At 70.0% G+C, this 6,682-nt stretch carries 7 protein-coding genes; 1 reads left to right on the forward strand and 6 read right to left on the reverse strand.

Annotated features, from left to right (window positions below; translation table 11 throughout):
• Window positions 1-11 precede the first annotated feature (11 nt).
• The gene (locus BSZ36_RS01115) at window positions 12-662 is read left to right on the forward strand and encodes a YkgJ family cysteine cluster protein (protein WP_094545323.1); all 651 of its coding nucleotides are present in this window, start codon (window positions 12-14) and stop codon (window positions 660-662) included.
• A gap of 23 nt (window positions 663-685) precedes the next feature.
• Here the strand turns inward: BSZ36_RS01115 and BSZ36_RS01120 are convergent, their stop codons facing one another.
• The 6 genes from BSZ36_RS01120 to BSZ36_RS01145 form a co-directional block, all read right to left on the reverse strand.
• Window positions 686-1,303, reverse strand: coding sequence for an inorganic pyrophosphatase (locus BSZ36_RS01120; protein WP_094545324.1), 618 nt, complete (start codon window positions 1,301-1,303; stop codon window positions 686-688).
• A 123-nt stretch (window positions 1,304-1,426) separates the two neighbouring features.
• A complete protein-coding gene (locus tag BSZ36_RS01125) occupies window positions 1,427-2,236 on the reverse strand; it encodes an Fpg/Nei family DNA glycosylase (RefSeq protein ID WP_094545325.1) in 810 nt (269 codons plus the stop codon).
• The gene (locus BSZ36_RS01130) at window positions 2,236-2,796 is read right to left on the reverse strand and encodes a DUF421 domain-containing protein (protein WP_218827510.1); all 561 of its coding nucleotides are present in this window, start codon (window positions 2,794-2,796) and stop codon (window positions 2,236-2,238) included. The genes BSZ36_RS01125 and BSZ36_RS01130 overlap by 1 nt, the downstream gene beginning before the upstream one ends.
• 3 nt (window positions 2,797-2,799) lie before the next feature.
• Window positions 2,800-3,363, reverse strand: a complete 564-nt coding sequence (locus tag BSZ36_RS01135) for a DUF421 domain-containing protein (protein WP_094545326.1) — start codon at window positions 3,361-3,363, stop codon at window positions 2,800-2,802.
• A gap of 101 nt (window positions 3,364-3,464) precedes the next feature.
• Window positions 3,465-4,562: a DHH family phosphoesterase gene (locus tag BSZ36_RS01140; protein ID WP_094545327.1), complete on the reverse strand. Its 1,098-nt coding sequence runs from the start codon at window positions 4,560-4,562 to the stop codon at window positions 3,465-3,467.
• Window positions 4,563-4,692: 130 nt separating this feature from the next.
• Window positions 4,693-6,682, reverse strand: a 1,990-nt coding sequence (locus BSZ36_RS01145; protein ID WP_094545328.1) for an ATP-dependent DNA ligase, incomplete at its 5' end; no start/stop codon positions are given.

Here is a 6,682-nt window from a genome sequence, read left to right on the forward strand (position 1 = left end):
AAGCTCATGAGATGACACTGCTTCCAGTTGCGCGCACGCGAGACACCGCCTTTTCGTACGCGTGCAACGGGTGCGGTCAGTGCTGCCAGGGCAAGACCATCGCCGTCAGCCCGTACGAAGCCGCCCGCATCGCTGAGGTCCTCGGCCTGAGCACGACAGACGTCTACTCTCGCTACCTCGACCCTGAGACGAGATCGATCAAAACCGAGGGCGGTGCTTGCGCCTTTTTCGGCGCGTCCGGTTGTTCGGTGCACGCCGGGAGGCCGATCGCGTGTCGCCTGTATCCGCTCGCCTGGTTTGGCGTGGGGACGCCTCGCGAGGCGTTCGGCGAACTGAGCCCACACCCTCAGACTCACGGCGAGTACGGGGCAGACGGGACCGTTGCGGACTATCTCCGCGATCAAGGCACGGCGCCGTATGAGAGCGCTATAGAGCGCTACGCGCAGGTCCTCTGGCGTCTGCAACAGGCTCTGGACGACGAAGGCGGAACGCACCCTGGCGATCCTCCTCACATGACCGACGTGGACGCCGCCGTCCGCGCCGACTGCGACGCCAGAGGCGTGCCCGTGCCGGATGACGTGGAAGCCCGCGTCGATCTACACCTCGCCATCCTCCACCGCTGGCTCGATGCCGCAGCTGCTCCGGCCTCTGGCGACGCCTGACCGGGCGCCAGAGGCCTCTGGCGCTAGCTGCCGTATGTCTCGTCGTAATCCGCCATGGAGGCGCGGACGACGTCTTGCGCGTGGTCGTGGTCGTACGTCTTGGTGATGGTGGCTTTGGACTCGCGGCCCGGCACCATCTTGTACGTCAGGAAGTAGTGCGTGAGGCGCTCGATGAGCTTTTCCGGCAGGTCCGAGAGCTCGCGCGCGTGGCCCCAGAAGAGGTCATTGCGGAGGACGGCCACGATCTTGTCGTCGGCCTCGCCGCCGTCGATCATCTGCAAGCCACCCACGACGCGGGCCTTGAGCGTAATGTCGGCGCGGTTGATGGGCCGCTCGCTGACCACGCAGATGTCGAGCGGGTCGCCGTCGCCGCGCTCGGCCTCGGGGCCGGAGAGCGCCTTGACGCGCGTGCCGCAGTAGGTCCGCGGGATGAACCCGTAGAGCGTCGGCGGCTGCGCTGAGGAGCGCTGCGGCCGGTCCACGTGCGTGTAGCCGGTCTGCTTGTCGATCTCGTACTTCACCGAATCGAACGGCGTGATCTCGATGTACGCCGTGACCACTGCGGGGGCCTCGGAGCCCGCGTTGAGGCCGTGCCAGGGGTGCGGGCGCCAGCGGTAGAAGGGGGGAGGAAACGTGCTCATAGAATCGGATGGAAAGGAGGTCGGGACGCCGACGCTCTACGCGCGGTTGCGCCTCTGGCGCCAGAGGCCGGACCTGTCGCGATAGAGGCCGGGCGTCAGGGGGTGATCGCCGGGCGCCAGAGGCTAGCTCTGGCAGTGGGGGCAGAGGTACGTCGCGCGCTCCCACGGCGGGAGCCGAATCAGTTCGACGGGCGTGGCGCACACGTGGCACGGCTTGTTCTTCCGCTGGTAGACCCAGCGGAGGTGCCCCTCGGCTTGCATGGCGGGGGGCGTCGTCTTGGTGCGGCCCCACGTTTTGGTGCCCTCCCACATGAGCGGGATCGTCGCGTCCCACAGCCGCTCCAAATCCTCGCGCGAGAGGCTCTCGGCGGGGCGCCGTGGATCGATGCCGGCCAGGAACAGCCCCTCGCTGGCGAAGATGTTGCCGACGCCCGCCACGACGCGCTGGTCGAGCAGGACGGGCTTGATGGGGTCCGCGCCTCTGGCGGCGATGCGGCGTGCGGCCTCGTCGCGGTCGAAGCCGGGCGAGCCAGGGCCGCCGGCCATCACATCAGGGCCGAGGCTGCTCAGGCGCTCGTGCGCTTCCACCTCCTCTGGCGTGAGAAGCTCGACGGTGGGGCCGTGGAAGAAGACGGCCTCGTAGTCCTCGGTCCCGAGGTACAGTCGGACGTGCTTGGGCTCTTTGCGGAGCGCCAGAGGCCGCTCGCCGACCTGCCAAGAGCCGTACTGCGCGCCGTGGCAGTGCAGCGTCTCGCCGCCGGAGAGCGGCAGGAGCAGGTGTTTGCCGTGCGTCTCGGGCTCCAGCAGGTGCTGCCCGACCAGCGTCTGCGGCCGCTCGCCCCATCGTTTGGGCATCCGCACCTCCGCCAGAGGCTTGCCCACGAGCGGGGCCAGCCTCCGCGCCCACCGGACCACGGCGTGTCCCTCGGCCATCAGACCGTCGCGACGCGGTCCGCGTCGCGCACGTCGGTGAGGAGGCAGGCTTCGAGGCCGGGCCCGTCGGGATCGCCGTGGAGGACAGAGATGTCGCCGGTGGTCTCCATGACCACGGCGCGGACCTGCGCGATCTGCGTCACGTTGGCCTCGCGGAGCTTGGCCCACACGTCGGCCTCGGTCACGTGGGTGCGGCGGAGGTTTTCGGAGATCATGCCCTCGCGCGTCATCAGCACGATGGGCTCGTTGTCCATCAGGTTCTCCATCCAGTTCAGCCTCTGGCGCAGTGCTGCCACGGCCATCTGGATCACGAAAACGGCCGTCAGCGCCGCGACGGCGCGGAGCAGCGAGGGCCCGTCAAAGAGGATGCTGCCCGCCACGATGGAGCCGATGGCGACGGTCATCGCGAAGTCGAAGCCGGACATCTTCGAGAACGTCCGCAGCCCCGACACGCGGGTGTAGAGCACCAGGACGGCGTAGACGCCCAGCGCCGTCAGCGCCACGTCGCCGACGGAGTCCCAGGTGGTGAAAAACCAGTCGTCCAGGTCGAAATCGCTCATGGGTTATCCGTCGTAGTCGTCCCTGCCGAGGCCGACGCGCTCTGCCTCCCGCACGCCGCGGAGGATGCAGGGGTGGAGGGCCTTCCCGCTGGGGTCGCCGTGGAGGACCGAGATGTCGCCGGTGGTTTCGAGCACGACGGCGCGGACCTCGTTGGGGTCCAGCACGTTGGCCTCGCGGAGCTTGGCCCAGAGGTCATTCTCGGTCACGCGCGTTTTTTCGAGGTTGTCGCGGAGGATGCGTTCCCCGGCCATGAGCACGATGGGCTCGTTGTCGGCCACGTCCTCCATCCAGTCCGTGTCCTTGCGGAGCCGCGAGACCACCCACTGGATGCCGAACAGGCTCGCCATCGCGACGGCCGCTTGCGGGATGGACGGCGCCGCCGAGAGGATGGTGGAGGCGAGGACGGAGCCCATCGCGACGGTCATCGCGAAGTCCACGCTCGTCATCTTGGAAAAGCTCCGCAGGCCCACGAGCCGCACGAGGAGGATCAGGACGGCGTAGATGAACAGCGCCGAGAGGACTGTCGCGAGGATGTTGGTCGGGTCGACCGCGAACCATTCGGCCATGTCTCAGAGGGGAGGGGTGAGAGGAAAGGCGCCGGGCCTCTGGCGCCAGAGGCTACGCCCGGCGCGCGGGCGCCCTCGCGGATTCCCGGTGCGTCCGGGGCTTACGCGTCTGGGGAGACGTGGGCCTCTGGCGCGAAGCCGAGCGCGTCGAGAACGTCGTTGAAGACCTCGGGCGGGAGGTGGCCGCCAGAGGCCTGGTCGTGCCCGTGGCCCCACTTCCCGTTCCAGCCGGGCGTGTCGATGGCCTGGTAGATCTGGGGGAGCGGGAGGTCTTTGCGCGAGGTCCGGGTCGAGAACGCGACGGTGCCGTCCAGGTAGCCGGTGTTGGCGCAGATCACGGCGTATTTCTTGAGCCGCGTGCGCCAGCGCTGCGCGATCAGCGGGTGCACCTGGCAGCGCGAGTCCACGCGGACAAGCGCGAACGGCTCGGTCTCGGAAAACGTCGGCGCGGCCTGCCCGGCGACGTCCATCGCGGCCTTGACCTCGGCGCGGGCGTCGTGGAGCGGCTGCGCCTCGGGCGATTCCGCCAGAGGCTTCGGGCCGTCTTCGGTCATGAGCAGGTCGAGGGCCTCTTGCGCGCGGAACGTGCTCGCGCGGCGCGCGGCGTTGACGAGGACGGTCGCCTCTTTGAGCCACTTCGCGGTGTGGCGCCGCTTGGCGTCGGCCATGAGCGGCCACGGCGCCTTTTCGCCCAGGTCCGAGATGATGCCGACGGCGGCGATCCAGTCCAACTCGCGCAGCTCGTCCACATCGGGCGCCGCGGCTTCGAGGAGGCCGTAGGCCAGCCACGCGCTACACGGGATGGGCTCCCAGTCGTAGGCGCTGACCACAAACCCGGCCTCTGGCGCACCGCTCGGGCGGTGGTGGTCCACGTAGAGGACTGGGACGCCAGAGGCTTCGAGCGTGCCCGTCTCGTTCACGCCGAGGTCGGTCACGACCAGGCTCGCGGGGTCCATCTCACCGAGCCTCTGGCGAGCGCTGTCGGAGAACGCGGACTCGTCGCGGCCGGAGGGGACGACAACGACATCGGTAAAGCCGAGAAGGGGGAGCGCGCGGCCGAAGAGGGCGCCAGCGGCCAGGCCGTCGGCGTCGAAGTGGCAGAACACGACGCAACGGCCCTCGCGCGGGGCGGCGCCGAGCCACTGCTTAAACGTGTGGACGGCCTCGGGGAAGGCGTCCGCGAGCGGGAGGGCGTCCATCAGGAGAGGGGGTGGTGGGACCAGCGACGCCGATGCGAGCGCTTGTAGCGCCGCCGGGTGGCGGTCGCGCGGATGGCGGAGCGGCGCCTCTGGCGCAAGAAGCGAGTGAGCGAGGAGAACGGGAGGACGATCATGGGCTCTCGCCAGAGGCGTGTTGGGAGGTGTAGATGGCGCGGACGGTCTCGACGGTGTCGACCTCGGAGGCGGGCTTGTCCGGCCGGAGGCGCACGATGCGCGGGAAGCGGAGCGCGAAGCCGCTTTTGTGACGCTTGGACTCCTGGACGGCGTCGAACGTGACCTCGATCACGATCTCGGGCTCGACGACGCGCACGCGGCCGTGGGCGAACTGCTGCCGCGTGTGCGCCTTGAACCACTCGGTCAGCTCTTCCAATTCGGCGTCTTTGAGCCCGCTGTACGCCTTGCCGACGTTGACGAGTTCGGGGTCGCTTTCGGACCGGCGCACGGCAAACGTGAAGTCGCTCAGGTACTTCCGCCGCCCCCCGCTGCCGACCTCGACGCTGGTCACGACGACATCCAACGTGGCGAGGGCGCGCTTGATCTTGAGCCACTCGCGCCCGCGGCGCCCGGGGCGGTAGGTGGAGTCCAGCCGCTTCACCATGAGCCCCTCGTTGCCTCTGGCGCGGGCGTCCTCGAACGCGGCGTCGAGCGCGGCCACGTCGTCCATGACCGTCACGCGCGAGGCGTGGAGCGGCGCCGCCAGAGGCAGGGCGTCCAGGCGCCTCTGGCGCTCCGAAAGCGGCTCGTCGAGGTGGAGGTCGCCGTCGGCGTAGAGCACGTCGTAGGCGACAAAGGCGACGGGAAACTCGTCGAGGACGGCCTGGGGGGGCTTTTTGCGGCCGAGCCGTTTCTGGAGGCTCGCGAACGGCGCCACGCGCAGGGCGTCCTCGCCGGGCCAGACGGGAACGATCTCGCCGTCGAGCACCAGTCCGCGCGGGCTCGCTGCCGCCAACGCCGCCAGAGGCTCTACCAGGTCGGGGAACTGCCCGGTGTTCTCGTCCAACGTGCGCGAGAAGAGGGCGACGCGCGTCGGCCCGGCGGGGCCTTCGACGATCTGGCCGTGCAGCGTCTCGCCATCGGGGTCGCCAGAGGCCTCTGGCGTGCGCGCAGCCTCGGGCGCCAGAGGCGCGATGTGTGCCTGGGCGCGGATGCCGTCGTACTTGTCCTCCACGGCGAACGTCTCGGGCATGAGCCGCGCGACCTCGGGCGCCGGGTCTTCGCCGGGAGCGGACTCGGCGGGCGTGGCGAGCATAAACGTGATGGGGTGGAACAGCGCGAACGTGGCCTCGCCCAGCCGGTCCTGCCGCGCGAGGACGGCGGTTTCGCCCAGGTCGCCCGTCAGCATGTGCGCGCGGCGGACGGCGCCGGCCTCGCGCTCGAACGTCCGCGCAAGCGCGGCCTCCACGCCGCCCTGGAGCAGCCCGATCCGCGTCTCGCCCGCGAGCAGCTTGACGAGAAAGCGGGCCTCTGGCGGGGAGAGCGTGCCGAGCATCGCGCCGGTTTTCTCGGTCCGCGCTTTCGACCCGCGCGTGGCGGCGAGGTCGGCGAAAAAGGAGGCCGCATCCGCGAGGCTGAAGCCGCTGGCGCCAGAGGCTCCGGGCGCCGAGGCGTCCTGAGCGTACCCCCCGCGTTGCTCCCCTTCGGTCGCAACGCTGTCCCCCTTGACAAGGGGGACGGTCACATCTCGCTCGTCTGCACTCGCGGAGTCGCCAGAGGCTGAATCTGAACTGTCCCCCTCGGGGAGGGGGACAGATCCAACCGCCGTTTCAGGCGCGTTGGATCGGGGGGTAGGCCCGTCGCCAGAGCTCATCGCCCCGCCAGAGGCCAGCGCGTCGTGCGCGAGGTCGCCGGGGTCGCCTAGCTGGACGAGCCTCTGGCGGAGCGCGTCGGGCTCGGCGCCAGAGGCGGCGGCGATGGCGTTCAGGAGGGCGCTGTGGCCGACGCCCACGGTCCGCTGGTCCGCGAGGGGAAACACGCGGCCGGCGGCCCACCGCGCGGCGCGGCGGAGGTCGGCGTCGCCTAGCTCGCGCAAGAGGCCGCCGAGCAGGTCGGCTTTGGCGTTGCGGCCGCTCTCGTCCGCGATGGCGGCGAGCGTGTCGGCA

Source organism: Rubricoccus marinus (assembly GCF_002257665.1).
Taxonomy (GTDB): Bacteria; Bacteroidota; Rhodothermia; order Rhodothermales; family Rubricoccaceae; genus Rubricoccus; species Rubricoccus marinus.

What these genes read in the sequence shown, in the direction of transcription:
- BSZ36_RS01115 (WP_094545323.1), top strand. Translation starts at nt 12, where the DNA reads ATGACACTGCTTCCAGTTGCGCGCACGCGAGACACCGCCTTTTCGTAC.
- BSZ36_RS01135 (WP_094545326.1), bottom strand. Translation starts at nt 3,363, where the DNA reads ATGGCCGAATGGTTCGCGGTCGACCCGACCAACATCCTCGCGACAGTC.
- BSZ36_RS01130 (WP_218827510.1), bottom strand. Translation starts at nt 2,796, where the DNA reads ATGAGCGATTTCGACCTGGACGACTGGTTTTTCACCACCTGGGACTCC.
- BSZ36_RS01140 (WP_094545327.1), bottom strand. Translation starts at nt 4,562, where the DNA reads ATGGACGCCCTCCCGCTCGCGGACGCCTTCCCCGAGGCCGTCCACACG.
- BSZ36_RS01125 (WP_094545325.1), bottom strand. Translation starts at nt 2,236, where the DNA reads ATGGCCGAGGGACACGCCGTGGTCCGGTGGGCGCGGAGGCTGGCCCCG.
- BSZ36_RS01120 (WP_094545324.1), bottom strand. Translation starts at nt 1,303, where the DNA reads ATGAGCACGTTTCCTCCCCCCTTCTACCGCTGGCGCCCGCACCCCTGG.